The following is a 23483-nucleotide window of genomic DNA, read 5'->3' as shown; positions in this document are numbered from 1 at the left end:
CCTTGAGCGCTACGCAATCCCGGCTCCGGCCGGGATTGTCGTTTTGGTGGGGCCGACCCCACTGACCGCGCCATAACCGCAGCCGCGGCACACTGCGCGGAACAACGGAGGTTCCCATGTGGATACGCACTGAAACCGAAGCTGACCACGCGGCGATCCGCGACGTCATCGGCGCTGCCTTCGCCGGACAACCCGGCGATGGCGGCCCCGAACAGCGCATCGTCGATGCACTGCGTGAAGCACAGGCGCTGTCGCTGTCGCTGGTCGCGGACATCGACGGCCGCATCGCCGGCCACATCGCCTTCTCACCGGTCACGCTCTCGCCCGCCACGACTGGCCAGTGGTACGGCCTGGCGCCGATAGCGGTACTGCCGCGCGACCAGCGCCACGGCGTCGGCAAGGCGCTGGTGCGGGCCGGCCTCACCGAACTCGAACGCATGCGCGCCGCCGGTTGCGTGGTGCTGGGCGAACCCGGCTTTTACCAGCAGTTCGGCTTTCGCGCCGGCGAAGGCGCGCGCCTCGCCAACGTTCCGCCCGAATATTTCATGGCGCTTGCCCTGGGCGGCACGATTCCTGACGGCGAAGTCCGCTACCACACCGCTTTCGGCCTGACCTGACTCGCGAAGCCGAAGACCGCAGGCCGATCGTGGCCTCCGGCGACGTTCGACTGACTGACACCGGTTCATCGCGCGCTGATTTTCGCCGTCGCTGGGGCCGGTCACGTAAAATCGAGTCCCACGTCGCGCACAGGCAGGAGCCCGCCGCATGAAAGTCCTCGTTATCGGTTCGGGCGGACGCGAGCATGCGCTGTCCTGGAAGCTGGCGCAGTCGGCGCGCATCTCCGAAGTGCTGGTGGCACCTGGCAATGCCGGCACCGCCACCGAGGACAAGTGCCGCAACGTCGCCGTTGCCGCCACCGACATCGACGGCCTCCTGAAGCTGGTCAAGGACGAGGACATCGCCGTCACTGTCGTCGGACCCGAGGCACCGCTGGTGGCGGGTGTCGTCGACCGTTTCCGCGAACACGGGCTTCGCATCTTCGGGCCGACCGCCGCCGCTGCGCAGCTGGAAGGCAGCAAGGCCTACGCCAAGGACTTCCTCGCGCGCCACGGCATCCCGACCGCGCACTACGCCGTCTTCACCGAGGCCGACGCCGCGCTGGAATACGTGCAGGCGAAAGGCGCGCCCATCGTCATCAAGGCCGACGGCCTGGCGGCCGGCAAGGGCGTCATCGTCGCGATGAGCCTGGCCGAAGCGGAGGCCGCCATCACCGACATGCTGTCCGACTACGCATTCGGCGCGGCCGGCGCGCGCGTGGTGATCGAGGAGTTCCTCGACGGCGAGGAAGCCAGTTTCATTTCGATGGTCGACGGCAAGACCGCCCTGCCGATGGCGACCAGCCAGGACCACAAGCGCGTGGGCGATCGCGACACCGGCCCCAACACCGGCGGCATGGGTGCGTACTCGCCGGCGCCGGTGGTCACGCCGGAAGTGCATGCGCGCGTGATGCGCGAAGTCGTCGAGCCGACCGTGCGCGGCATGGCCGCCGACGGCATTCCGTTCACCGGCTTCCTCTACGCGGGCCTGATGATCGACAAGCATGGCGCGCCGAAGGTCATCGAGTACAACGTGCGCTTCGGCGACCCGGAAACGCAGCCGGTAATGCTGCGCCTGCAGTCGGACCTGCTCGACCTGGTCGAAGCGGCGATCGACGAAAGGCTGCACGAAGCCAAGGCGAAGTGGGACCCGCGCCCGTCGCTCGGCGTGGTGATGGCGGCAGAGGGCTACCCCGGCACGCCGCGTACCGGCGACGTGATCAGCGCCTGGGATACGCCCGACATCGAAGACACCAAGGTCTTCCACGCCGGCACCACGCTGGAAGGCGAACACGTCATCACCTCTGGCGGCCGCGTGCTGTGCGTGTGCGCGCTGGGCGACTCGGTGGCCGATGCACAGCGCCTCGCTTATGCAGAAGTGGCGGGCATTTCGTGGCACGGCGAGTTCCACCGCCACGACATCGGCTGGCGGGCGATCGAGCGCGAGGATGAGGAAGCGCTGGCCTGACGGTTTCATGCGCGGCACCGGCGGCAGGATGACCCGTCGCCGGCACCACCGTGTCAACGCGCTGCTTCGGCTTCTCCATTCGAAGGCAGCGGCGTCAGAAGAGGCTTGTCGCTGTCGTTGAGGATCCACACCAGCAACTTGGCCGGCTGCGTGCTGCTCGCGTTGCGCGAAACGAGGTGGCCGATGCCGGGCGTCTCATACCAGGACTGGCCCGCGCGGTAAGTAACAGGCGCCTCGCCCTCGAGCTGCGAAACCACGGCGCCTTCCATGACGTACGCGATAGCGGAACCTCCATGCAGGTGCGGGATCGACTGCTGGCCCGGCGCGTATTCCACCGTGAACGCCAGCGCGGTCTTTCCCGGGGCGTCGGAGAGCTTGCGCTCCTGAAGGATGCTGATCTTCTCCTCGCCATCACGAGAACCGGGGCCGTGGGCGAGCACGGAGGGGGCTGCAGCGGCGAGGGAGGCCAGCAGCAGGACGGCGGATATGCGGATGTTCATGGCGTTCACCTCGATCACATTCACCTCGATCAAATGGCGGAAACCGAGCGGAAGCCGATCGCAAGACGGTTCCAGCTGTTGATGGCGTTGATCGCGAGCGTCAGGTCCACCCGCTCGCGCTCGTCGAAGTGGCCGCTCAGCCACTCGTAGTCGGAGTCCGGGGCGCGCGTTTCGGCGATGCGGGTCAGCGCTTCGGTCCACGCGAGCGCGGCGCGCTCCCTGTCGGTGAAGAAGGGCGCTTCGCGCCACACAGCGACGGCATGGAGGCGCCGCTCGCTCTCGCCCCGCTTGCGCGCATCGCTGCTGTGCAGATCGACACAGTAGGCGCAGCCATTGATCTGCGATGCGCGAAGCTTCACCAGTTCGATGAGGTGCGGTTCAAGGCCGAGTTTGCCGACGGCCGCTTCGAGGGCGAGCATGGCCTTTGCGGCGTCGGGCGAGGCTTTGTAGAAATCGAGACGAGGTTGCATAGCGTTGTTTACTGCTTGGAGGGGGTAGGCGCAGCGTAGGTGCCAGCGCCGCCCCGCAAGGACGCCAATTCCGACAATCTTCGGAGGCCACTCGCCGGCGGTCGGCGCCCCGCTCCCGTGACCCGGCCCACGCACGCGATGTCCGATAATCGCCACGGCCATGGAACTCCACCTCGTCATCGAAGGCACGCGTGGGCTGGCGGAGCAGATCCATCGCCAACTGCGCGACGCCATACGCTCGGGCCGCCTAGCGGCCGGCCAGCAACTGCCGCCGTCGCGCCTGCTCGCCGAGCAGCTCGGGGTGTCCCGCAAGACGGTCGCCCAGGCCTATTCGAAACTGACGTTCGACAGGCTGATCGTCACGCAGGTCGGCGCCGGCACCTTCGTCGCATCGCGACTGCCCCCTCAGTCGCATCCGCTTGCGCAGGAAGACCTGGCAGGCAGTGCGGTCACCCGCCTCTGGCAAGGGATGGAAACGCCACTGCGCCATCCGCTGCCCGAGGCGCGCGTTCGCTACGAATTCATCGCCGGTGCGTCGTCAAGGCGGCTGTTTCCAGAGGCGGAGTGGCGACAGTGCTCGCTTCACGGACTGCGGCGCAGTGCCCTGCATCGCGGCTACTACGCAGAACCGGAGGGGCTGCTCGAACTGCGCGAGGCGGTCAGCCGCCACATCGGTTTCAGTCGCGGCGTGAACTGTCGCCCCGAAGACCTGGTGATCACGAGCGGCGCGCAGCAGGCGCTGGACCTGATCGCACGCGTGCTGATCGAGCCGGGCTGCATCGTGGCCATGGAAGAACCCGGGTATCCGCTGGCGCGCATGCTGCTGGAGGCACAGGGAGCGCAGGTGGTTCCCGTGCCCGTCGATGCGGAGGGAATTTGCGTCGATCGCATTCCCGACGGCGCACGGCTCATCTACACGACGCCGACGCATCAGTTCCCCCTCGGCATGCCCATGAGCGCCGCGCGGCGCCACGCATTGCTCGACCGGGCCCATGAACTCGGCGCGATCGTGGTCGAAGACGACTACGACAGCGAGTTCCGCTACACGACGCAGGCGTTCGAACCTCTCCTGACACTGGATCGGCGGGGACTGGTCGCCTACATCGGGACTTTCTCCAAATCCCTGTCTCCCGAGCTTCGCCTCGGTTATGCCATCGCACCGCCGGCGCTGCGTACTGCGCTGGTCAACGCCAAGCACCTGTGCGACTGGCACACGCCCACGGTGCTGCAATGGGCACTCGCGCGCTTTGTGGCCGACGGAAACCTGCTGAAGCACATCCGCCGCTGCCATGACGTGTTCTCCGAGCGCCGCAATCGCCTGCTGGCTCGTCTGTCGGGCGACCTCTCCCCGTGGCTGGAGCCGCTTCCGGCGATTGCCGGCTACCACATGGCCGTGAGGTTCCGCCGCCCTGTGCCGGTGTTGCAGCTTTGCCAGTTGGCACGGCGTGTCGAGGTCGGTCTGTATCTGTTGAACGCCTGCTACCGGCATCCTCCCCAGGACGATGGTCTGCTGGTCGGCTTCGGCGCCATCGAAGCCGAGGACATCGATCCGGCCCTGGATCGCGTGCGCGGGATCCTCGAACAGTTGAGCGGATAATCGCGGTGCTGGTCGACAAGCACTCGTCGGTCTAGCGATGCCGGTGGTGAGGGGGGAATGGGCCCAGTCTCGGCAAATTGGGCGGCAACTTCGTGTGCGCCAGCCAGTCGAACGCTTCACGCTCAGTGGGGACCACATTCGCGGCCAGGCCATGAATGCGCGCGATGGCGACGCCGATCCGCTCCCGGTCGATGTAGTTCTCTGGAACAACCAGCACCAGCTTCATGGAGCCGGCCGTCAGACGACCCCACTCAGTGATCATTTCGTCCTGCGCGCTCGCGGCCCATTCGGTGACCATGTCCTTTCGCGCCATGACATCTGGAGGAAGGAAGCCCTTCACGTCCGGCATGACCACGACCAGTCCGTCCAGCCCCAGTCGCTTCGCGCGACGAACAGAGACTTTCACCACGTTGATGAAAGCACCAAGGACCAGGTCGGGGTCGGGGCGGGAGATGGCGAACTTGCCAGATCTATCGATGTGCAAACCGGCTTCCACGGCGTAATGACCTGCAAACGCGTCAAGCCCTCCGTGGCCTCAGGACGCTCCCCGTCGACCGACATCCTGACGCCTACTCCTCAGATCGTTGTGGCGCCGTGACGCCCCTTGTCCGGTGCAGGGTGATACCCGAAGTCCGCGAACCGGGACCAGACGATCGGCACTGCCCAGAGGTTGCTCCTGGCCGTTCAGAGCCCGATGTCCTTGGGCGGAAACTTCTTGAACGTCGCCGCATGCGCCTTCAGTTCCGCCGACATGGGCGCAATGAACGCGTTCATTCGATGGCCGACCGGATACTCTTCCTTAGGGTCGATGTAGAGATTGAAGAGCCAGGGGGCTATGCCGACCGAGGCGACGGTCGTCATGTCGATATCGAGCCACTGCGCATGGGTGGTCATGACCTTGATGTGGATCTTGTACTCGTACATGCGCATGGCCATGAGGTCCTTCTCGGCCCATATGAACACCTTCTCCCGGCACGACTCGCCACCGTCGCAGAGCAGGAACGAGGTCTGGCAGATGCCGTCGATGTAGCGGTCCTGCGGCACCTTGTCCCCGGCGCCCGCCAGGGCCAGGCAGGTGTTGAACAAGTCCATCAGGTCGAACAGGCCATCGCTCTCGCGGCCCGGCGAAATCATTCCCTTCCAGTAGGCAATGCCGGGAACGCGGACGCCACCCTCCCAAGCGGAGGACTTGGCACCCCGGAATGGACTGTATCCGGCATCCGGCCAGCTATCGCGTTGAGGCCCGTTGTCCGACGTGATGAAGATGAACGTGTTCTCCAGCACGCCTGCCTGCTCCAACGCGCTGACGATCTCGCCGATGTACGTGTCGACTTCAACAACGCAGTCCTTGTAGGGGAACTTGCTTTTACTGGCCCCCTCGAAGGCTTTTGACGGAAAGTTGTCGGCGTGCACCTTCATGAAAGCGTGTTCCAGGAAGAACGGCTTTCCTGACGCCGCCAGCTCCTTGATCTTCCCTATCGAGAACTCCTTCAGCTTGCGATCGCCGTCGGCGACATCGTCCAGGCACGTGATCCTGCTGGCCTCTTCCGTCTTTCCTCCCTTCCATCCGTGAATCAGCGCCTCGCTCCCGCCCTCCGCGCGCAAGGCGGCCAATCGCTCCGGGTTCAGCACCAGATCCGGATAGCGCCGCTTGTCGAACGCCTGAGACAGCTCCTTCTGGGCTGGATAGAAGCCGTAAAACTCATCGAATCCCACGTCGTGGGGTCGCATGCCCTCCGCTTCGCCGACATGCCATTTGCCGCTGAGCACCGTGGTGTAGCCGGAATCGCTCAGCAGCGCGGCCAGGCTGACTTCGTCGCTCCACGGATTCTTGCCGACACGATCTCCGGCCAGGATCGGTCGAGTGAGGCCGGTCCGTACCGGCAGTCGCCCGGTAAGAATCGCCGAGCGGGTGGGCGTGCACGTGGGTTGCGAGTAGGTCGACGTCAGTTTCAGGCCTTCGCGTGCCAGCCGGTCCATGTTGGGCGTTGCAGCACCAATGGCCTCGCCACCACCGAATGCGCCAGGGTCGCCGTAGCCCATGTCGTCGATCAGGAACCAGACGATGTTCGGCCGCTGGCCCTTTGCCTTGAAGAGCGCGTCGAGCTTTTGCTGCGCGGCATTCGCCTGGTCCACATGCGGAACCGCCGGCTCAAGGTTGTCTCGGGTGCGCTCGGCCTTGCTGAGTGTGCTGGTGCGCTCGCTCACGTCCGACTCCGTCCATCCGAAGCCCCCGACTTCACAGCCGGTCCCATCAAGGGTGCGTGAATGCACTGTAGTCACGCCCGACGCGCACAGCCCACTCCCAGAAAAGAGCTGCGAGTCAGCGGAACTAGGACTTGGAACGTGGCCTGCGTGGCGTTGCTTTGGCGCGCTTCGAACCGGCCACTTTGCGCGGCTCTTCCTCCACCATCGTCACCGCGCCAGAACCCAACCGCTCCATCCATGTCAGCGTATCGACGTACGACAGGAACTGCTGCAGATAGCCCGGCGACAGTTCGCGCATCAGCTTGAGGGAGCGGTGCACGAGGCTGGCGGAGTTGAGTGGGCCGGCGCCGGTGGGGGCCGGCTGCAGCGATTGCCGAAGCTGGCTCTCGGTGCGGACGCGGGTCCAGAGTCTGCGGGCATCGGCCAGCGCGCCCAGCTCCGGAAAGACCACGGCATTCGACTGTCCGCTTGCGCCGGCATCACGCGCTGCCGCGTGGAGCGCGATGTGGCCCAGGAGTCCGGTCAATGCGGCGTGCGCGTCGGCATCCGCCGCATAGCCGTCGATGTCCACTTCCGTCCGGGCGGCCGCTCGTTCGAGATCGTCGGCGTAAGCGGCGATCAGTTCGGACAGCCGAACTTCCAGCTCGCGCCGCACCGTTCCGTCGTGGCCAACCGCGCGGCGCTCCAGTGCGTCGATGCGATGGAAGCGCACCGGATCCAAGCGATCGGCGCCCTGCTCGCGCCACGCATCGAGCATTTGCCGGGCAGTGTTCCCGTCAACACTCATCAACGTTCACGCTTCGCCTTGGGCTTGGGCATCGGAGCGATCTCGACGCGGCGGTTCCTGGCGCGCCCTTCCTCGCTGTTGTTCGCACTCACCGGCTGCTCCGAGCCGAACGCAGCGGCGAACACCGAAGACGACGGCAGTCCGTCGGCGATCAGCGCGCGGGTGACGGTCAGGGCGCGGCGGGCCGACAACTCCCAGTTGTCGGCGAACTCGCGGTTGCCGTCGCGCACCAGGCGATCGTCGGTGAAACCGCTGACCATCAGGATTTCGTCGCGCGCGCCGAGATAGTCGGCGAGCGGGCCAGCGAGGCTCTTCAGCAACTCACGCCCTTCCGGCTGCAGCTGGTCGGAGTTCAATGCGAACAACACGTTGCCGCGGATGCCGATGCGGCCGTCGACCAGCGTCACGCGGCCGGCCGCCAGCGGCGCGGCCAGTGCCTGCTCCAGGGTCTTGCGGCGTTGCGCTTCGATCTGCCGCTGCCGGACTTCTTCTTCCAGCCGGTTCGACAGCTGCATCTGCGCGCCGATGACGCCGACCAGGATCAGCACGAACACGCCGAGCAGCACCGACATCAGGTCGCCGAAGGCGGCCCAGACGGGGGTGGTCGATTCGGCGTCGGCGTCGATCTCGACGCTCATGCCGCCTGCGCCCGCGAGGATGCGCGCTGGTCAGCCAGCTGCTGCAGGTCCTCGATGATCTGCTTCTGCGCGAGCATGCTGAGATCGACGACCTCGCGTGCCTGCGCCACGTAGTACGCCATCTGCTCGTCGCTGCGCGCCTGCGACTTGTCGAGCGCGGCCTCGATACTCTCCAGGCGCGCCACCAGCGACTGGTTCGAGTCGCCGAACTGCTGCACGGCGGCGCCGAATGCATCGCCGAGGCTCGCCACTTCGATGGCACCGACGGTGACGCGGGTCGCCGCGGCTTCCAGCTTGCCGGCCTCGGCTTCTACCTGGGCGGTGAAACGGCTGCCGACGCGATCGAGCAGATCGGCCGACGTGGTGATCAGGGCATCGACGCTGGCGCGCTGCTCGGTTGCCGCATGGTTGACCGCATCCAGCAGGCTCTCGAGCGTGGCCAGCAGGCGCGTGCGTTCCTCGAGCATCGCCGTGTCGCGGACCATGCTGTCGGAGAGTTTCTGGCGCAGCTCGGCGACGACGTCGGCGGCGGCCTTCGGCGCTTCCGACGCGGTCTGCACGAGGCGGGAGATTTCAGCGATGGTGTCGCTGGCATGCGCCTGCGTCTGCACCGAGATCTCGGTGGCGGTGCGTGCGAGGGTTTCGCAGATTTCCCGCTGCAGGTCGGCGGCGCGTGCGTTGGCGTGCTCCCAGCGCTCGTTCATGCCGGTCGTCATCGCGGCGAACGATTCCGACCACGCCGACAAGCGCTCGCGGTCGCGCGATTCCAGCGCCGACTGCAGGTCCGCGTGGGACTGCCGCACAACCTCGACCAGCGACGCGGCATGCTGTTCGAAGGTGGCCGAGGCAGCGGCCATCGCCTGCTGGTTGCGGCCGCTGAGCTCTTCGCCGAGCGCCTGCTGGCGGGCCAGCGCCTCGTTCCACGCCAGCGCGGTGCTGCTCGCGTTCGCTTCGAAGCGTGCCGAGACCGCGTCGACCAATCCGGCCGAACGCTGGTCGAATGTATCGGTGAACTGCTGCAACGAGCCGCGCAGGTCGCGGGCGAGTGCCTCGTTGCTGCCGCGCTGCTCGGCCAACGCTTCGGTCCAGAGACCCGCGACGGTGGCAGTGGTCGACGCGAACCCGCTCGACAACCCGTCCAGTTGTCGCTGTACGGCATCTGCGACGGTGCCGTGCAGCGATGCAGTCTCGCGCGACAGCACGGCCATCGTCGCCTCCACTGCCGGCTGTAGCGCCGCGCCGGCCGCGCGTGCGCTCTCGGCCACGCCCTGCTGCAACGACTGCTCCATCGACTGCGCCAATCGGGTGTACGCGGCTTCGACCTTGCCGTGGAAGGCGTCCTGATGCGCCAGCTGGCGCTCGTTCGCAGCCTGGCTGTGCTGCTCGATGGCGCCCATCATCGCCTGCATCCGCTCGACCAGCGCAGGCATGACTTCGACCTGGCGCTGCAGCAGCTTGAGGGTTTCCTCGCGCTGGTGCGCCTGCGAATGCATGCGCAGCGTCGTCGCGATAGCCGAGTCGAGACGCTGCACCACCTTGATCCGCTCGCGCTTGCACAGCGTCGAGAGCAGGCCAAGCATCGCCGAGGCGGCGACGCCTGCAATCGAGGTGCCGAAGGCGAACGCCAGGCCCTTCACCGGGCCGGCCAGGGATTCACGGATGGCCTGCAGGTCGGCGGCGCTTTCCAGCGCCATGCCCGTGCCGCGCAGGGTCGACATCATGCCCAGCAGCGTGCCGAGCATGCCCAGCAGCACCAGCAGGCCGACCAGGTACGGCGTGAGTGCAGGCGCGGGCAATGCCACACGCTCGCCCTCGATGCGCAGGCGCACCGCACTGCGCAGCGACGGATGCAGGCGGTCGAGCCATTCGCCCAGCGCTGCCGGCGGCGACGACAGTTCGGCGACGGCATGTTCCAGCGTGGCGGTGGCCTTGCGATAGCGATGCAGTTCGATGCCGCCGGCGATGTAGCAGCCGGCGATGAGCAGCGCGACCGACAGCGCGAGCGCGTTCGAACCGAGGTAGCCCGCGCCGATCCAGCACACGGCGGCGAGGCCGGCGAGAAAGACCACGGTCTTGAGCAGATTCTTTTGCATGTTATCCAGCGTTGCGTTGGCGGAGGGCTGCAAGCAGCCCCTCGGCCGGTTGTAGGCGAACATCCAGTTCGGCGAGAAGTACGTTGCGCATGTCCCGGCGGAATACGTCCAGCCAGGCATCGCTCGCGGCGACGGGCATGTCGCCCGTAGCCGCATCGTCAGGGCCCGGCGCGCCTCCGCGCAGGCGTTCGAAGTGTTGGCCCAGCAGCGCGGGCACGGTCGAGAGCAACGCGCGTTCGCGCCGGCCCAGCGCCCGCTCCATCACCGCATCGACCGCGGCCAGCCGCGCCATGTCGGCCGGCCCCTGGGCCAGTCGGTCGCGCAGGCGCTCACGCAGGCGGCCACTGCCGGCCTCCATCGACTGCTGCAACATGAGGTAACGCTGGCGGAAGAACCCGGGGTCGACGGGCGTTTCATCGACACCGTCCTCGGGGACGCGCAGCGCCCGGTCACTGACGATCGCCTGGATCAATGCCGCGCGCACGCGCGCGCAATCGTCCGCATCCGCGCTGTCGTGCGCCTCGGAGTCTGTCTCGGCCGGCCTGGCATCCAACGCCGTGGACAGCACCACGGCGTGAGTCCAGTCGATCCACTGACTCAAACGGTCCGAAAGTGCTTGCCCCGGCGGCGAAATGTCCGTGTCGCTCAGGCGAGCGAGCAGGCGGATGAACGTCGGACCGCTGACCGCGGCCCGCTCAGGTGTTTCCACAAGGGGGGTACTGGCTAATAAAGCGCCATTTTACACGTGATCGGCCACGTCCCGGCCCATTCAGGCAGTGCGCAGCGGCCGCCCCCCCCGTCTCGGCAAGCGTGTCCGTGCGGGCCACTCCGGCTCCAGGCCCCTCCCCCACGGCGCTGGCTGTCCATTGCTCGCGGTCATGGGCCGCGGCCAGATGGCGGTCTGGATAGGCGTGGCGACCTGCTGCCGCTCGCATTGCTGCTCAGCGGGCTCTATCTGTTCGCGCTGCCCCAACGTGAAGCGGCGCAGTGTGCGTGCGGTGCAGGCGCAGCGAAGTCCACCGGGTTGAGCATCGTGGCGGGAACACCGGACTGGCATCCAGACTCCGGAGCGGAACCCGGCTCTGCTAGGCTCGCGCGAACCGAACGGACCTCGTGAGCGCATGGCGCACAACCAGCTCGACCTGCTCCGGCAGCGCCGATTCCTGCCCTACTTCTTCGTCCAGGCGCTAGGCGCCTTCAATGACAACGTGTTCCGGCAGGCCATCATCGGCCTGCTCGGCTACCTCGCGGTCAGCCCGCAGGACAAGACGCTCTACACCAACCTCGCGCCGGCGATCTTCATCCTGCCCTACTTCCTGTTCTCGGCCACCGCCGGGCAGATCGCCGAGAAGCTGGAAAAGTCGAAGCTGATCCGTATCACCACGGCGATGGAGATCGCGATCATGTCGATGGCCGCGGTCGGCTTCGTGACGCAGAACATGGTCGTGCTGCTGATCGCGCTGTTCGCCACGGGCCTGCAGTCGACGCTGTTCGGGCCGGTGAAGTATTCGATCCTGCCGTCGGTGCTGAAGCCGGAGGAACTCACCGGCGGCAACGGGCTGGTCGAGATGGGAACGTCGATCTCGATCCTGATCGGCATGATCTTCGGCGGGCTCATCTTCGCCGTCGCCGGCGCGCAAGGCCCGTGGGTAGCGGGCGTGGCGGTCATCCTGCTCGCGATCACCGGCAACCTCGTCAGCCGCGCGATTCCGCGTGTCGAGGCAGGCGCGCCCGATCTGCGCATCAACTGGAACCCGATCCCGGAATCGCTGGCGATCATCCGGCTGGCGCGCAAGCAGCCGGCGGTGCGTAACTCGATCCTCGGCGTGTCGTGGTTCTGGTTTGTAGGCACGGTGCTGACTTCGAACCTGCCGACCTATGCCGAAGTGAATCTCGGCGGCACGCCGACGCTGTACGTGTTTGCGCTGGCGCTGTTCTCGATCGGCACCGGCGCCGGTTCGATGCTGTGCGAGAAACTCTCGGCGCGCACGGTCGAGATCGGCCTGGTGCCGCTCGGCGCGTTCGGCATGAGCGCCTTCATGATCGACCTGTACTTCGCCCGCAGCGGCGCCGCGACGGCGGCCGGCCTGACCGTGGCGGGTTTCATGCAGCAGCCTGGCAGCTGGCGCATCGTCATGGACCTGGTCGGCATTGGCCTGTTCGCCGGATTCTTCGTGGTGCCGCTGTTCGCGCTGATCCAGAGCCGCACGCCGCGCAGCGAGCTGTCGCGCGTGATCGCCGGCATGAACATCCAGAACTCCGGTTTCATCGTGCTGGCCGCCGTGCTCGGCATCGCCCTACAGCGCTACCTGCACTGGAGCATCCCGCAGGTGTTCCTGGCGCTGGCCATCGCGAACGTGATCGTCGCCATCTACATCTTCACGATCGTGCCCGAGTTCCTGATGCGGTTCCTCAGCTGGGTGCTGGTGCGCGGCCTGTACAGGCTGAAGCTGCACGGCATCGAGAAGAACGTACCGGACGAAGGCGCGGCGCTGATCGTATGCAACCACGTCAGCTACATGGACGCGCTGATCCTGGCCGCGAGCATCCCGCGTCCGGTGCGCTTCGTCATGTACTACAAGATCTTCAACATCCCGGTGATGAGCTGGATCTTCCGCACCGCCAAGGCGATCCCGATCGCCGGCGCAAAGGAAGACCCGGAGCTGATGCGGCGCGCGTTCGAGGAGATCGACGCGGCGCTGGCCGAAGGCGAGATCGTCGGTATCTTCCCGGAGGGCGCGCTGACGAAGGACGGCGAAATCGCGCCGTTCAAGTCGGGCGTGGAACGCATTCTCGAGCGCCGCCCGGTGCCGGTCGTGCCGATGGCCCTGCGCAACATGTGGACCAGCATGTGGAGCCGCCGCGACGGCCGACTGCGGCGCATGCGGGTGCCGCGTCGCTTCCGCGCGCATGTCGATGTGGCCGCAGCGGAGCCGCTCGACGGTGCCAGCGTGGACGCACAGACGCTGGAGGCGAAAGTGCGTGAGCTGCGTGGGGACGCCGCTTAGCCGAAGACCCGCTCCGCGGCCAGGCATGCGACTGACAAGTGTCAAGGTCCGCTGCTAGCATCCGGCGCAGGGGACGCCGCGCGCCGCGTGGCTTGAATACAAACGGGGATATCCATGAGCATGCCGCCGCCGGTTCCGTCGCAGTCGATTCCGAATTACATGGTGTGGTCGATCCTGATCACCGTCGCCTCGCTGTGCCTGTGCTGCATCGTCGGCACGATTCCCGGCATCGTCGCGATCGTCTATTCCTCGCAGGTCAACAGCAAGTTGAACGCCGGCGACCTCGCCGGTGCCACGCAGGCGTCCAGCAACGCCAAGCTGTGGTGCTGGATCACGACCGGCCTGTGCATCCTCGGCCTGCTGCTCAACATCGTGTGGGTCGCCACCGGCGGTGCCGCGCAGTACATGGAAATGATGCAGCAGCTGCAACAGGCGCAGCCCTGATGCTGGCACGGCGGCCGCTGCCTGCATCGAGGGTCGCCGCCGCACTGGTCCTGGGCGCTGCTGTCGTCGCCGGCGTCGCGCTGTTGCTCGTGTTCGACCCGAACGCGGGCGACAACCCCTTGCCGCGATGCGTGTTCCAGATGGTGACGGGGCTGTACTGCCCCGGCTGCGGCATGACCCGCGCCCTGCATGCATTGCTGCATGGGGATCTGGCGACTGCCTGGGCGATGAATCCGCTGGTGGTGCTGATGCTGGCGACCGCGCCGCTGATGGCCTGGCATCAGCTCAAGCTGCAACCCGCGCTGCCCGCGCGCATGTCGCGCTTGCTGATGGACGGAAAGCTCTGGATCGCCTCGCTGATCCTGTTCGGCGTCCTGCGCAACCTGCCGTGGAGCGGGTTCGCCTGGATGGCGCCAGGCTGAGCCTCAGTTGACCCAGCCGGCGATCACGAACAACGCCAGCACCGCCAGCCACACCAGCAGGATGCGCCAGACCAGGCTCATCGCATCGCGCAGTTCCGGCATCTCGCCAACGGGTGCCAGCGGCGGCGGTGCCGGCGGCAGTCCGCCTTCGCCGGCATCGGCGTTGTTCGCTTCGTCGGCGTAATCGGCGGCCTCTTCGGCGAGCTCGCATTTGACGCTGGCGCGCGCCGCGGCACCGAGGAAGCGGGTGTCGAGACGGAACGTCGCGCCACCGGCCTCACGCCACGCGCCGAGCACGGTGTCGAAGTTGCCCACCAGCGCCAGCGACAGCGTCATCAGTTGCGCCACCGGCCAGTCGAGGATCGTTTTCAGGCTGCGCGCACCCGTGCGTGTCTCGTGCGGCAGCGATGCGGCGGCCGTGCCTTCCGCGGCCAGCGCGGTGAGCCGGTACAACAACGCACCCATCGGGCCCAGCAACAGGAACCAGAACAGCACCCCGAACCAGCGCAGCAGCGCGTTGCGGAACACCGCTTCCACCAGCGAAGCGCCGTCGAGCGCGGGCGTTGCGCCTTCGGGCCACAAGCGTGCGGCCGCGGCGCGACGGGCGACGGCATCGGGCGCGTCGACGATCGCCTGCACGTCCAGATCCAGGTCGCGCGGGCCCCATGCGTAGAACAGCACCGCCACGGCGAACACCAACCCGACCAGCCCGTACAGCGGCTCGCGCAGGGCCGCCTGGAACAGGCCGACGCCCAGCACGGGCGGCACCAGGGCAATGACTATTCCCCAGCGTCCACGCCAGAAACTGCCTTCGGGGAAGCGCGTGTCGAGCCAGCGCAGCCAGTTCGCGAACCAGTCGAAGTGGCGCACCGAGGCCGCCAGCGACTGCGCCATGTGCCCCAGCAGCAACGCGATGACGACGGCGATCAGCGTGACGGAGATGGACATTCAGCGGTTCTCCCGGGCCCGGCAACGGGGACTTCGGGCGATTCTAGCCGCGTCGACGTTCAAGCGTTGCGGCCGGCCTCTGCGAACGTGAGCCATTGCACGATCAGCCAATGCGAAATGGAGATGCTCGGTGACAACAACGGACCGCCATCGTCGGCCTGGCCACCCTGCTCCCCGCGCGCCAAGGCCGCCCGCACTTCCTCGGCGGTGAACCAGCGCGCTTCTTCCAGTTCGTCGTCGACCTGCGGCTCGTCGGGCTCGGCATCCGCCGAGAACCCCAACATCAACGCTCCCGGGAACGGCCAAGGCTGGGATGCCAGGTACTGGCAGCGCCGCACGCGCACACCGGTTTCCTCCAGTACTTCGCGGGCGACGGTCTGCTCCAGCGACTCGCCGGGCTCGACGAATCCGGCAATCACCGAATAGCGGCGCGGCGGCCAGGCGGCCTGACGTCCGAGCAGGAGGCGCGCGCCATCGCTGACTGCCACTATTACGGCCGGATCGGTGCGGGGATAGTGTTCGGCGCCGCATGCGCCGCAGCGGCCTTGCCAGCCGCCGCGCGAGAGCGCGACTTCGCCGCCGCAGACGCCGCAGTAGCGATGGCGATGACGCCAGTGCTGCAGCGCGCGCGCCTGTGCGAACACGCTGGCCTCGAACGCGGGCCACAATGCCGCGGCACTGCGAAGGTCGATTCGCTGTGGCGCGACGAAGGCGGTCAACGCGGCGTCGAGTGCGAACCAGGCGCCGCCCTGCGCATCGAGGCCCAGGAAGGTCGCTGCACCGATGCCACCCGGCCCCTCGCTGATGTCGGCGCCGCGTGGTGCCAGCAGTCGCCGTTGTTCATCGGCACCGGCATGCCCCTGCTCGTCGAGCAGGATCACGCGCGCGTCCGGCCAAAGGGCGTTCAGTGCCTCGGCGTCGTCGCGCAGCCGGTCGGCACGATCGAGCGCGCCGCGACAGGCACCGTCGGTGCCTGCCTCGACGAAAGCGAAAGGTGCCGCGGAGTTGCTCACACCGCGAAAGAAGAACCGCAGCCGCAGGTCGTCTTCGCGTTCGGATTGCGGATGACGAACTGGGCGCCGTGCAGGCTCTCGGTGTAGTCGACTTCCGCCCCCATCAGGTACTGCAGGCTGAGCGGATCGACCAGCAGTGTCACGCCGTCGGTCTTCACCGCCAGATCATCCTCGGCCTGCTGCTCGTCGAACTCGAAGCCGTACTGGAAGCCCGAGCAGCCACCGCCCTGGATGTAGACGCGCAGCTTCAGCGCATCGTTGCCCTCCTCCGCAATGAGTTCGCGAACCTTGGCGGCGGCGGCGGAACTGAACTGCAGGGGGCGGTTAAGCGACTGGTAATCCGGCGTCGCGACGGTGGGGATGAACGATTCCATCTGCTCAGGATGGGGCCCGCGACCTTGTCATTCAAGCCGCGTGCGTCAACGCAGCGTTACTGCGCGGCCGTCGCAGGCGCGGCATCGCGCGTGGCATCGGCCCAGGTGAACGACTGCTCGACCGGCGGGCCGGACTGCGGCACCAGGCGTACGGTGACCCGTACCGGCGCGAACCCCTGCGGCAGGAACACGTCGCCCTCGATCTGCTGGAAATACTTGAACGAATACCCCAGGCCGGGCGCCGTCGGCTGCTGGCGCAGGTCCGTCCAGGCCAGCTTCTCCAGCCGGCCGTTGCGCGTGCCCTCGATGGTCATCGTCAGCTGCCCGGCGCTGACCGCACCGCGGTTGAGGTTCTGGGTCAGCGTCGAGGTGAAGTGCCAGGCCATATCGCTCTGCGGCTGCATGCGCAGGGCGTGCACGGTCAGACCGCGGCGCTGGGCCGTGCTGCCCACCAGCCGCTCGTAGAAGGCCACGTCGGCACGCAGACCGGCGATCTCCTCGTCGCGTTCGGCCAGCGTGCCCTGCAGGTCGCGGTTCGCTTCGCGGCTGATCTGGTCGGACCGGGTCAACGTGGTGACCCGCTGCTGCAGCTGGTCAACCTGGGCCTGCAGGCTGCGCGCCTGCCGCTGGCTGTCGCCGAAGCGCCCCCGCAGGTCGCCCGGCGCGGGCGACAACACGCGCCACAAACCCCACGCGCCGAACACCAGCGCGAGCGCCACGACCACGGCGCCGGCCAGTTGCCAGCGACGGTCCTTGCGCTCGGTTGCCACAGGGGCTGCGGGTGAATCCATGCCGGTCACCGGGAAAGGCCGGTGACCAGCCTACTACCCGGGACGGAGCCGGTCAGCCCACCACGGCGTGCGCGTCCACCATCGCTTCAGCTCCCGGCCATGCCACCGCTTCGGCGGCATCGGCATGGATCAGGCGACCGGTCAGCTGCGCGCCCGCGGTCATCTCGACCACCTGGTAGTGCACGTTCCCACGGACACGGGCCTTGGCGGCCAGTTCGACGCGATCGGTGGCGTGGACGTCGCCGTGCAACTGGCCGTTGATCACCACCACCGGCGCGCGCACTTCGCCTTCGATGCTGCCGTGCTCGGACAGCGTCAGGATCGCCGGCTGTCCCTCTTCCGCGATCACCTTGCCGATGATGCGACCCTCGATGTACAGGCCACCGCTGAACTGCAGGTCGCCACGGATCACGACCTGCGATCCGATCAAGGTGTCGATCTGACCCGCGTTCTGGGCCGGCTTGTTCTTGAACATGTTGCTCATGTATCCCCAATGGTGTTGGCGCGCTTCCAGCCCAGCATCTGCTCCACGGTACCTCCGTCGCCACGCAGCGATACGCGCACGCGTTGCGGCGTGAAGCCGGCCGGAAGCATGACGCTGCCGGCCACCTGCTGGAAGTAGCGGAATGAATAATCCTGCGGAGGCGCGGCGGGCCGCTGGTGCAACTCGTCCCAGCCGATGGTCGTCAGCTTGCCGTGGCGCACGCCTTCCAGGGCGAACTGCAGCTTGCCGTTGCTGACCGCGCCGCGGTTGAGACTCTGCGTCAGCACCATCTCGTAGCGCCACGTACCACCGGCTTCCGGCACGAAAGCGGCCGAATAGACGGCCAGTCCCTTCGGTTGCGAGGTGGCGCCGACCAGGCGCTCGTAGAAGGCGACGTTGGCGCGCAGTGCGGCGATCTCCTGCTCGCGCTCGGCCAATTCGCCCTGCACCTGCTGGTTGGCGTTGCGGCTGATCTGGTCGGACCGCTGCAGCGTGGCTTCGCGTTGCCTGAGCGATTCGGCCTGCCGATGCCACTGCCGCAACTCATCGCGGACGCGATCGAGCTCCGCGCTTAGTTGCGGCAATCGCGGTGCCGCCAGCTGCTGCGCCCAGAGCCAAGTCGCGCCGATCGACGCGGCCCAGAGCACGGCCGCGCCCGCCCACACCAGCGGACGCCGGTCGCGGTGTTGCTGGACGATCATCAAACGCGGCGATGCCGCCGATCTGGATGCACTCATGCCGACCCGGCGGTGGCCGCCGACTTCCCCCTATACTCGGGACGAGTCTAGCCGGAGTGCTGCCATGTCCTCTGCGCACCTGTTCGCAATTGGCGTGATGCTCGCCTGGCTGGCTGGAATTCGGGCCTATCTCACGGTTTTCGGCGTCGGCCTCGCGGGCGCGATGGGCTGGGTGGACCTTCCTACTGCCCTGGAACCGGCCCAGTCGCCGTGGGTGCTGGGCGTGTCGGGCGCACTCGCCGCGGCCGAGTTCTTCGCCGACAAGATTCCCGGGGTGGATTCGGTCTGGGACCTGCTGCAGACGCTGCTGCGCGTGCCCGCCGGCGCCTTCCTCGCGGCTGCCACACTGTCGCCGGACGGCCACCTCGGTGCGGGCGCGCTGGCGGCCGGCGCCGGCATCGCCCTCACCAGCCACGTGCTCAAGAGCGGCTCTCGCGCTCTGCTCAACACTTCGCCGGAGCCTGTCAGCAACTGGACCGCCTCGGTGACCGAGGACATGGCCGTGGTCGGTGGCCTCGCGCTCGTGTTCGCCCACCCATGGATCGCGCTCGCCATCGCGCTGGTGCTGACGACGCTGGTCGCACTGCTGCTGTGGTGGGTGTGGCGCAAGCTGTTCCGGCGCGCACCGAAGCCCGGCACGGCCTGACGCGCAGATACGAAAACGCCGCCGGAAGGCCGGCGGCGTTCATGCATCACTTCCGCAAAGCGGCGGACGTCACTCCTCGATCTTGGTCAGCAGGTAGTTCTGCTCGCCCAGGCGCTCGATCAGCGACAGCTGGGTCTCGATCCAGTCGATGTGCTCTTCCTCCGAATCGAGGATGTCGGCGAACAGCTTGCGGCTGACGTAGTCGCCCACCGTCTCGCAGTATTTGATCGCCTCGCGTAGCAGGGGCAGCGCTTCCAGCTCCAGCGCCAGGTCGCAGGTGAGGATCTCGCGCGGACTCTCGCCGATGCGCAGCTTGCCCAGCGACTGGAAGTTGGGGAGTCCGTCGAGGAACAGGATGCGCTCGGACAGCTTGTCCGCATGCTTCATCTCGTCGATCGACTCGTGGTACTCGTGGTCCGCGAGTTCCTTGAGGCCCCAGTTCTTCAGCATCTTGGCGTGCAGGAAGTACTGGTTGATCGCAATGAGTTCGTTATAGAGCGCCTTGTTGAGGTACTCGATAACCTTGGCGTCGCCCTTCATGGCGCTGCTCCTTATGCCAATGACTGGCCGGAACTGTAATCCTGTTCACGCAAGCCTGCCGGAACGCGAATCGAGTGCATCCGCGTCCGAGAATCACTAGCGATTGGGAAGCGTCAGGCGGCTTCCTGGAGGACCGGGAACGGCAGCTCGCGGACCGCGTGCGCCTCTTCGAGCAGCGAACCCGCCATGTCCAGGCAGCTGCCGCAGTTGGCGCCGGCGCCGGTACGCATCGTCAGTTCGGTCACGCTCCGGCAGCCGGCTTCGGCCGCGTTGCGGATGTCGTGATCGGTAACCCCATTGCAGATGCAGACGTACACGGCGGGAACACTGGGCAAGCAACCGGTTTGGCTGCGGGGCCCATTCCGCCATGAATGAGAATGATTGTCAATTAACGGCAGGGTCGTTGCCGCCCCGGGAGGCCGGACCGGGCCTGAACCGCCGCCGTGGCCGGGCTCGCGCCGCTGTATCGGAGCGCGGGCCAGGAGCGGGCACGGCCTGGGCGCCAGCCACCTGCCGGGCAGCCGGGGCCAGGTGCCGCAGCGCGCTGGCATAGACCCCCCGCTTGAAGATGACCACGTGCTCGACGGGGTACCAGAAGTCCACCCAGCGCCAATGGTCGAATTCAGGCTTGTCGGTCAGGTCCAGGCGCAGGTCCGACTCCTGCCCGGTCAGGCGCAGCAGGAACCACACCTGCTTCTGGCCGATGCAGACCAGGCGGTCGTGGCGTCGGATGGCGCGCTGCGGGAGCCGATAACGGAGCCAACCCGGCGTCGCGCCCAGCACCTCGACATGCTCCGGCAGCAGCCCGGTTTCCTCGCGCAGCTCGCGATACATGGCCTCGAGCGGCGTCTCATCGGTGTTCATCCCGCCCTGCGGGAACTGCCAGCCGTCCCGGTTCACGCGCCGCGCCCAGAAGACACGGCCGTCCGGGTGCATCAGCACGATGCCGACGTTGGGGCGGTAGCCGTCCGGATCGATCACGATGCGGACTCCAAATTCACTGTTACCGACTCTGCCACGGGCCTGCGCAAAACCACAAGCCGAGCAAACCAGGTTGACGGGCACCGCCGCCACGTGAATAATTGGCGATTCTCCGCGCGGCTATGTAGCTCAGCCGGTTAGAGCACAGCACTCATAATGCTGGGGTCGGTGGTTCGAGTCCACCCATAGCCACCAACTGCACGCGCCAGAGAAACATCGAACCCCGCCATCGCGGGGTTTTTGTTGTCCGCGCTCGTCCAGCTCGGAAATGGTCCGCTCCTAGCGCATTTCCGAACGATCCGACGCGGACGCGCATGCGTATTCGCCGCTCCAGATCGCCGAAACCCGCGCCGCCATTACGTGGCGCGTCGCGTCACTCTCTTACGCGCCCCCTCTTCGACGCTTTCGCCCCCGCACTAGCACCGCGCTGCAACCCTCGGGCAACGCGGCAACGATTGAGACCGCCTGCTCGTCCGGCAGCTCCCGTCTCTCACTAGCGAAAGACCGCGCCCGCATCGATCGACCCGACGAAACGAGCCGGCAGGCTGACCAACACCCCAAGCATCGATCACTCGCAGTGACGCTCTACGCGGCGGATGACGCGGGCTCGGCCTGTGATGGCCGCCTGCGCTCTGTCTGGCGGTGGCAGCCCTTTCGGACACGCGGCCAGGCGCGCCGGCATGGCGGCGCCCCCGAGCGTGTCGGGATCTACGCCCGCATTCACCAACCACAACGCGCGCCCGCTCCCACCCCCCCAAAAAAGGGGGGGGATTCGGCCGGGAATTCCGGTTCAACTCCGAAGACATTCCGCCGGGGATGCGCCGCAACAGAACGGCCGCCCCGGAGGTTCTGCCAAACGGGGGGGGTGAAGTGAAGTCGTTGAACAAGAGAAATGGAAAGTCGATGCGCGTGCTCAGCGCCGCGATCCTGGCATCGCTCGCAGTCGCCGGCAGCGCCGGTGCGGTCGAGATCAATACCGGGAACCCGGACATCGTACTGCGCTGGGACAACACGATCCGCGTCAACCTGGCCAATCGCGTCGAAGGCCAGGATCGCGGAATCCTCGCCAGCCCCAACTTCGACGACGGCGACCGCAATTTCGATCGCGGCATGGTGTCCGAGCGCGTCGACCTACTGAGCGAATTCGACTTCATCTACCAGGACCGCATGGGATTCCGCGTCAGCGGCGCCGGCTGGTACGACGCGGCCTACGAGAGCCTGGACAATGAACACCTTGTCTCGTCTAACCACATGAACAACGGTCGTGCGTCGCTGGGCCTCAGCGACGAAACCGAACGCTACTTCCGCGGCCCGTCGGGCGAGATCCTCGACGCCTTCGTGTTCGGCAAGTTCGACGTCGGCAGCGTGCCGGTCAACGTGAAGCTCGGTCGCCACACCGTGTTCTGGGGCGAGGCTATGCTCAACCCGGTGCACAGCCTCAGCTACGGCCAGTCGGCACTCGACCTGGGCAAGCTGTTCTCGGTCCCGGGCACCGAAGCCAAGGAACTGTTCCTGCCGCGCGAAGCGTTTTCGATGCAGGTGCAGGCGACGCCCGAGCTCTCCTTCGCCGGTCAGTACTTCTTCGACTGGGAACAGGCGCGGATCCCCGAGTCGGGATCGTTCCTCGGCTTCAACGACCACCTGCTGCGTGGCGGCGAATCCTTCATCTTCAGTGCCGCGCCGGTGACTGCCGCCAACCCGCTGGGCGTCAATCGCCTGGTGCGTGGCGAGGACAGCGAACCCGACAAGCACGGCGACTGGGGCATCTCCACGCGCTGGAGCCCGGAGTGGCTCGACGGCACGCTCGGCGCGTACTACCGCGTCACCGCCGATGTGCTGCCGCAGGGCAATGCCACGCCTGCGGTGCGCCCGGGCACGCCCGCGGCCCTGTGCCGCGCACTCGGCCTGACACCGCTCAACGCGACCACCTGCTACATCAATCCGTCGGCAGCGACGGTGCCGGAAGTCCTTGGCGGCACCATCGGCCGTTACGCCGCGGCCTATGCCGACGACATCAAGGTCTACGGCCTCAGCCTGTCCAAGAACCTGTGGGGCGTGAGCATCGGCGCGGACCTGAACTACCGCGAGAACATGCCGCTGCTGAGCGATACGGTCAGCGTGCTTCCGGCTTCGCTGGCGCCGCTCGCCGCGTCCCTGCCGGCGGGCAGTCTGTTCGCTCCGCCCACGGAAGGCGAAACCGGCGCCGCGCGCGGCAATACCTGGCACGGCGTGCTCAACGGCTTCGCCACCTTCTCCGAAACGCCGGTGTGGGATGCGGCGAACCTGATCGTCGAGCTGGCCTGGAACCACTGGAGCGACGTCAAGGAAGGCGCGGCGGTCTTCAAGGGCCGCAACAACTACACCGTGATCGGGCCCGCCGGCACGCCGGTCACGCCGGCCGACAAGGTAACCAAGGATTTCTACGGCCTGGCGATCAACTTCACGCCGACCAAGTACCAGGCCTTCCCGGGCGCCGACCTGTCCTTCCCGATCAGCTACTCGCAGGGCCTGAGCGGCAACTCCGCCGTGCTGCTGGGCGGCAATGAGGATGCCGGCAGCTACTCCCTCGGCGTCGCCGTCGACCTGTACTCGAAGTACCGCTTCGACCTGAAGTACGTCGACTTCCTCGGCGACGACACCACCAACCCGAGTGGCGCGATCACCTCCAACGGTGGCGCCAATTCGTTGCTCACGGATCGAGGTTTCGTGGTCTTCACCTTCAAGACCACCCTGTGATT

Annotated in this window: 25 protein-coding genes and 1 tRNA gene; 9 read left to right on the top strand and 17 right to left on the bottom strand. The window is 67.0% G+C overall.

Annotated elements, in window-relative coordinates; translation table 11 throughout:
* The first annotated feature begins 116 nt into the window (after positions 1–116).
* Positions 117–617 (top strand): GNAT family N-acetyltransferase, encoded by a 501-nt coding sequence (locus IU514_RS08890; RefSeq protein WP_194930736.1) that lies wholly within the window; start codon positions 117–119, stop codon positions 615–617.
* A gap of 148 nt (positions 618–765) precedes the next feature.
* Positions 766–2064 carry a phosphoribosylamine--glycine ligase gene (gene purD, locus IU514_RS08885; protein ID WP_194930735.1) on the top strand — a complete coding sequence of 433 codons (1299 nt, stop codon included), beginning with the start codon at positions 766–768 and terminating at the stop codon, positions 2062–2064.
* A gap of 53 nt (positions 2065–2117) precedes the next feature.
* Here the strand turns inward: purD and IU514_RS08880 are convergent, their stop codons facing one another.
* A complete protein-coding gene (locus IU514_RS08880; protein WP_194930734.1) occupies positions 2118–2564 on the bottom strand; it encodes a cupin domain-containing protein in 447 nt (148 codons plus the stop codon).
* A gap of 29 nt (positions 2565–2593) precedes the next feature.
* Positions 2594–3034: a carboxymuconolactone decarboxylase family protein gene (locus IU514_RS08875; protein ID WP_194930838.1), complete on the bottom strand. Its 441-nt coding sequence runs from the start codon at positions 3032–3034 to the stop codon at positions 2594–2596.
* Between the two features lie 160 nt (positions 3035–3194).
* On the opposite strand from IU514_RS08875, the gene pdxR reads away from it, so the two are divergent.
* A complete protein-coding gene (gene pdxR / locus IU514_RS08870) occupies positions 3195–4631 on the top strand; it encodes a MocR-like pyridoxine biosynthesis transcription factor PdxR (RefSeq protein ID WP_194930733.1) in 1437 nt (478 codons plus the stop codon).
* 31 nt (positions 4632–4662) lie between these two features.
* On the opposite strand, the gene IU514_RS08865 is transcribed toward pdxR, so the two are convergent.
* From IU514_RS08865 to IU514_RS08840, 6 genes are all read right to left on the bottom strand, one after another.
* Positions 4663–5127 (bottom strand): hypothetical protein, encoded by a 465-nt coding sequence (locus tag IU514_RS08865; RefSeq protein ID WP_194930732.1) that lies wholly within the window; start codon positions 5125–5127, stop codon positions 4663–4665.
* A gap of 188 nt (positions 5128–5315) precedes the next feature.
* Positions 5316–6839, bottom strand: a complete 1524-nt coding sequence (locus IU514_RS08860; protein ID WP_324187804.1) for an arylsulfatase — start codon at positions 6837–6839, stop codon at positions 5316–5318.
* A gap of 124 nt (positions 6840–6963) precedes the next feature.
* Positions 6964–7596 (bottom strand): DUF2894 domain-containing protein, encoded by a 633-nt coding sequence (locus IU514_RS08855; protein WP_228760615.1) that lies wholly within the window; start codon positions 7594–7596, stop codon positions 6964–6966.
* Between the two features lie 29 nt (positions 7597–7625).
* A complete protein-coding gene (locus IU514_RS08850; RefSeq protein WP_194930729.1) occupies positions 7626–8264 on the bottom strand; it encodes an OmpA family protein in 639 nt (212 codons plus the stop codon).
* Positions 8261–10357, bottom strand: coding sequence for a DUF802 domain-containing protein (locus IU514_RS08845; protein ID WP_194930728.1), 2097 nt, complete (start codon positions 10355–10357; stop codon positions 8261–8263). Before IU514_RS08845 ends, IU514_RS08850 begins: the two co-directional genes overlap by 4 nt.
* 1 nt (position 10358) lies before the next feature.
* Positions 10359–11066, bottom strand: coding sequence for a DUF3348 domain-containing protein (locus IU514_RS08840; RefSeq protein WP_194930727.1), 708 nt, complete (start codon positions 11064–11066; stop codon positions 10359–10361).
* Between the two features lie 412 nt (positions 11067–11478).
* Between IU514_RS08840 and IU514_RS08835 the strand changes: the two genes are divergently transcribed.
* From IU514_RS08835 to IU514_RS08825, 3 genes are all read left to right on the top strand, one after another.
* A complete protein-coding gene (locus tag IU514_RS08835; RefSeq protein WP_194930726.1) occupies positions 11479–13365 on the top strand; it encodes an MFS transporter in 1887 nt (628 codons plus the stop codon).
* Positions 13366–13479: 114 nt separating this feature from the next.
* Entirely contained in the window at positions 13480–13809 is a 330-nt protein-coding gene (locus IU514_RS08830; RefSeq protein ID WP_228760589.1) for a CD225/dispanin family protein, read from the top strand.
* Positions 13809–14231, top strand: coding sequence for a DUF2752 domain-containing protein (locus IU514_RS08825; RefSeq protein ID WP_194930725.1), 423 nt, complete (start codon positions 13809–13811; stop codon positions 14229–14231). The genes IU514_RS08830 and IU514_RS08825 overlap by 1 nt, the downstream gene beginning before the upstream one ends.
* A 3-nt stretch (positions 14232–14234) precedes the next feature.
* Here IU514_RS08825 and IU514_RS08820 read toward each other — a convergent pair whose 3' ends face one another.
* The 6 genes from IU514_RS08820 to IU514_RS08795 form a co-directional block, all read right to left on the bottom strand.
* Complete coding sequence (locus IU514_RS08820; RefSeq protein ID WP_194930836.1) at positions 14235–15173, bottom strand: hypothetical protein; 939 nt, start codon at positions 15171–15173, stop codon at positions 14235–14237.
* 65 nt (positions 15174–15238) lie between these two features.
* Positions 15239–16192: an NAD(+) diphosphatase gene (nudC, locus tag IU514_RS08815; RefSeq protein WP_194930724.1), complete on the bottom strand. Its 954-nt coding sequence runs from the start codon at positions 16190–16192 to the stop codon at positions 15239–15241.
* Complete coding sequence (gene erpA, locus IU514_RS08810) at positions 16189–16566, bottom strand: iron-sulfur cluster insertion protein ErpA (protein WP_194930723.1); 378 nt, start codon at positions 16564–16566, stop codon at positions 16189–16191. The genes nudC and erpA overlap by 4 nt, the downstream gene beginning before the upstream one ends.
* Before the next feature lie 56 nt (positions 16567–16622).
* A complete protein-coding gene (locus IU514_RS08805; protein WP_228760587.1) occupies positions 16623–17357 on the bottom strand; it encodes a DUF6776 family protein in 735 nt (244 codons plus the stop codon).
* 52 nt (positions 17358–17409) lie between these two features.
* Positions 17410–17832: a bactofilin family protein gene (locus IU514_RS08800; RefSeq protein WP_194930834.1), complete on the bottom strand. Its 423-nt coding sequence runs from the start codon at positions 17830–17832 to the stop codon at positions 17410–17412.
* A 5-nt stretch (positions 17833–17837) separates the two neighbouring features.
* A complete protein-coding gene (locus tag IU514_RS08795; protein WP_194930833.1) occupies positions 17838–18542 on the bottom strand; it encodes a DUF6776 family protein in 705 nt (234 codons plus the stop codon).
* A 100-nt stretch (positions 18543–18642) separates the two neighbouring features.
* On the opposite strand from IU514_RS08795, the gene IU514_RS08790 reads away from it, so the two are divergent.
* A complete protein-coding gene (locus IU514_RS08790; RefSeq protein ID WP_194930722.1) occupies positions 18643–19224 on the top strand; it encodes a DUF4126 domain-containing protein in 582 nt (193 codons plus the stop codon).
* A 69-nt stretch (positions 19225–19293) separates the two neighbouring features.
* On the opposite strand, the gene bfr is transcribed toward IU514_RS08790, so the two are convergent.
* The 3 genes from bfr to IU514_RS08775 form a co-directional block, all read right to left on the bottom strand.
* Positions 19294–19764 (bottom strand): bacterioferritin, encoded by a 471-nt coding sequence (bfr, locus tag IU514_RS08785; RefSeq protein WP_194930721.1) that lies wholly within the window; start codon positions 19762–19764, stop codon positions 19294–19296.
* A gap of 113 nt (positions 19765–19877) precedes the next feature.
* On the bottom strand, positions 19878–20081 hold the full coding sequence (locus IU514_RS08780) for a bacterioferritin-associated ferredoxin (protein WP_194930832.1): 204 nt from the start codon (positions 20079–20081) through the stop codon (positions 19878–19880).
* 67 nt (positions 20082–20148) lie between these two features.
* Positions 20149–20745, bottom strand: coding sequence for an RNA pyrophosphohydrolase (locus tag IU514_RS08775; RefSeq protein WP_194930720.1), 597 nt, complete (start codon positions 20743–20745; stop codon positions 20149–20151).
* Positions 20746–20863: 118 nt separating this feature from the next.
* On the opposite strand from IU514_RS08775, the gene IU514_RS08770 reads away from it, so the two are divergent.
* Together IU514_RS08770 and IU514_RS08765 are read left to right on the top strand one after the other, a co-directional pair.
* Positions 20864–20940: transfer RNA gene (locus tag IU514_RS08770), tRNA-Met, on the top strand.
* Positions 20941–21648: 708 nt separating this feature from the next.
* Positions 21649–23481 (top strand): DUF1302 domain-containing protein, encoded by a 1833-nt coding sequence (locus IU514_RS08765; RefSeq protein ID WP_194930719.1) that lies wholly within the window; start codon positions 21649–21651, stop codon positions 23479–23481.
* Positions 23482–23483: the final 2 nt, after the last annotated feature.

It is taken from the genome of Lysobacter niastensis, assembly GCF_015453285.1.
Lineage (GTDB): Bacteria > Pseudomonadota > Gammaproteobacteria > Xanthomonadales > Xanthomonadaceae > Lysobacter_J > Lysobacter_J niastensis.
Note: the sequence above shows the minus strand (reverse complement) of the source record. Positions and strands in the feature narration are given on the sequence as shown.

Excerpts from the sequence above, each read along its gene's own strand:
- IU514_RS08825 (WP_194930725.1), top strand. The coding sequence starts at position 13,809 with ATGCTGGCACGGCGGCCGCTGCCTGCATCGAGGGTCGCCGCCGCACTG.
- IU514_RS08875 (WP_194930838.1), bottom strand. The coding sequence starts at position 3,034 with ATGCAACCTCGTCTCGATTTCTACAAAGCCTCGCCCGACGCCGCAAAG.
- IU514_RS08800 (WP_194930834.1), bottom strand. The coding sequence starts at position 17,832 with ATGTTCAAGAACAAGCCGGCCCAGAACGCGGGTCAGATCGACACCTTG.
- IU514_RS08795 (WP_194930833.1), bottom strand. The coding sequence starts at position 18,542 with ATGATCGTCCAGCAACACCGCGACCGGCGTCCGCTGGTGTGGGCGGGC.
- erpA (WP_194930723.1), bottom strand. The coding sequence starts at position 16,566 with ATGGAATCGTTCATCCCCACCGTCGCGACGCCGGATTACCAGTCGCTT.
- purD (WP_194930735.1), top strand. The coding sequence starts at position 766 with ATGAAAGTCCTCGTTATCGGTTCGGGCGGACGCGAGCATGCGCTGTCC.
- IU514_RS08890 (WP_194930736.1), top strand. The coding sequence starts at position 117 with ATGTGGATACGCACTGAAACCGAAGCTGACCACGCGGCGATCCGCGAC.
- IU514_RS08845 (WP_194930728.1), bottom strand. The coding sequence starts at position 10,357 with ATGCAAAAGAATCTGCTCAAGACCGTGGTCTTTCTCGCCGGCCTCGCC.
- IU514_RS08765 (WP_194930719.1), top strand. The coding sequence starts at position 21,649 with ATGCGCGTGCTCAGCGCCGCGATCCTGGCATCGCTCGCAGTCGCCGGC.
- IU514_RS08830 (WP_228760589.1), top strand. The coding sequence starts at position 13,480 with ATGAGCATGCCGCCGCCGGTTCCGTCGCAGTCGATTCCGAATTACATG.
- bfr (WP_194930721.1), bottom strand. The coding sequence starts at position 19,764 with ATGAAGGGCGACGCCAAGGTTATCGAGTACCTCAACAAGGCGCTCTAT.
- IU514_RS08805 (WP_228760587.1), bottom strand. The coding sequence starts at position 17,357 with ATGGATTCACCCGCAGCCCCTGTGGCAACCGAGCGCAAGGACCGTCGC.
- IU514_RS08835 (WP_194930726.1), top strand. The coding sequence starts at position 11,479 with ATGGCGCACAACCAGCTCGACCTGCTCCGGCAGCGCCGATTCCTGCCC.
- IU514_RS08850 (WP_194930729.1), bottom strand. The coding sequence starts at position 8,264 with ATGAGCGTCGAGATCGACGCCGACGCCGAATCGACCACCCCCGTCTGG.
- pdxR (WP_194930733.1), top strand. The coding sequence starts at position 3,195 with ATGGAACTCCACCTCGTCATCGAAGGCACGCGTGGGCTGGCGGAGCAG.
- IU514_RS08790 (WP_194930722.1), top strand. The coding sequence starts at position 18,643 with ATGTCCTCTGCGCACCTGTTCGCAATTGGCGTGATGCTCGCCTGGCTG.
- IU514_RS08880 (WP_194930734.1), bottom strand. The coding sequence starts at position 2,564 with ATGAACATCCGCATATCCGCCGTCCTGCTGCTGGCCTCCCTCGCCGCT.
- IU514_RS08855 (WP_228760615.1), bottom strand. The coding sequence starts at position 7,596 with ATGCTCGATGCGTGGCGCGAGCAGGGCGCCGATCGCTTGGATCCGGTG.